We start from the raw sequence: 1,067 nt of genomic DNA on the forward strand, positions 1-1,067 counted from the left end.
CGGCGGCCGCGCTCAGCACGGCCTCGGCCAGGCCCGGATCGCCGGGTGCCAGCTCGGGCAGGGCCATGGCGTCGCCGGCGGCCTGCTGCATCCGGTGGGCGTCCGCGAGCAGCGCGGCGTCCCCTTCCCGCACCTGGGCCTCGGTCGTGCGGCGCCGCTCGGCGAGGCGCTTCTCGACCTCGGCGAAGCGGCGGGTGTCGAAGAGCCGGCCGAGCAGCTTGCCGCGGGCCTCGGCGTCGGCGCGCAGGAAGCGGGCGAAGTCGCCCTGGGGCAGCAGGACGACCTGGCAGAACTGCTCGCGGCTCATGCCGAGCAGCTGGGTGATCTCCTCGCCGATCTCCTGGTGGGAGCGGCTGAGGTCCTTCCAGGTCCCGGCCGCCGCGTCGTGCTCGCGCAGCCAGGTCTGGGCCTTGTCGACGGTGGTGCCCTTGCCGCGCAGCTTGGGCCGCTCCCACGGCGGCTGCCGGGTGACCTCCAGCCGCCGTCCGGCGACGGTGAGTTCGAGGCGCACCTCGGTGCGGGTGCCGACGGCGGCGTGGTCGCTGCGCAGGGTCATGCCCTGGCTGCCGCTCTGCCGGGCGCCGGGGACGGAGCCGTACAGGGCGTAGCAGACGGCGTCGAGGACGGACGTCTTGCCGGCGCCGGTCGGTCCGTGCAGCAGGAACAGCCCGGCGGCCGAGAGGTCGTCGAAGTCGACGCTCTGCGAGCCGCCGAAGGGCCCGAAGGCCGTGATGTCGAGCCGGTGCAGCCTCACCGGGCCACCTCCCGCACGGTCTCGTCCGCGCGCACGGCGTCGAAGGCGTCCCGCAGCACGGTCTGTTCGCGGCCGTCGGGTCCGACACCGCGCACGTGGGCGACGAAGTCCTCCGCGATCTGCTGGTCGTTGCGGCCCGCGAGGCGACGGGCGTAGGAGACGGCCGGGTCGTCCGGTGCCCGGTCGGGGTCGAAGACGAGGCTGAGGGTGTGCGGGAAGCGTTCGGTGAGCCGGGCCATGGGGTCGGCCGGCCGCACCGGGTCGGTGAGGGTGGCCTCGACCCACGCGTCCTCGTGCCGGGTCAGCTCCGGGT

The 1,067-nt window shown here is 75.2% G+C and carries 2 protein-coding genes; both read right to left on the bottom strand.

Going from position 1 to position 1,067, the window contains the following annotated elements; genetic code table 11:
• Positions 1-754: AAA family ATPase (locus tag GTW67_RS35095; RefSeq protein ID WP_161168762.1), on the bottom strand; the 754-nt coding region annotated here is incomplete at its 3' end.
• On the bottom strand, positions 751-1,067 hold a 317-nt coding region (locus GTW67_RS35100), incomplete at its 5' end, for an exonuclease SbcCD subunit D C-terminal domain-containing protein (protein WP_202438117.1). The genes GTW67_RS35095 and GTW67_RS35100, both read right to left, overlap by 4 nt.

Origin of the sequence: Streptomyces sp. SID5910 (assembly GCF_009862125.1) — a bacterium.
Lineage (GTDB): Bacteria > Actinomycetota > Actinomycetes > Streptomycetales > Streptomycetaceae > Streptomyces.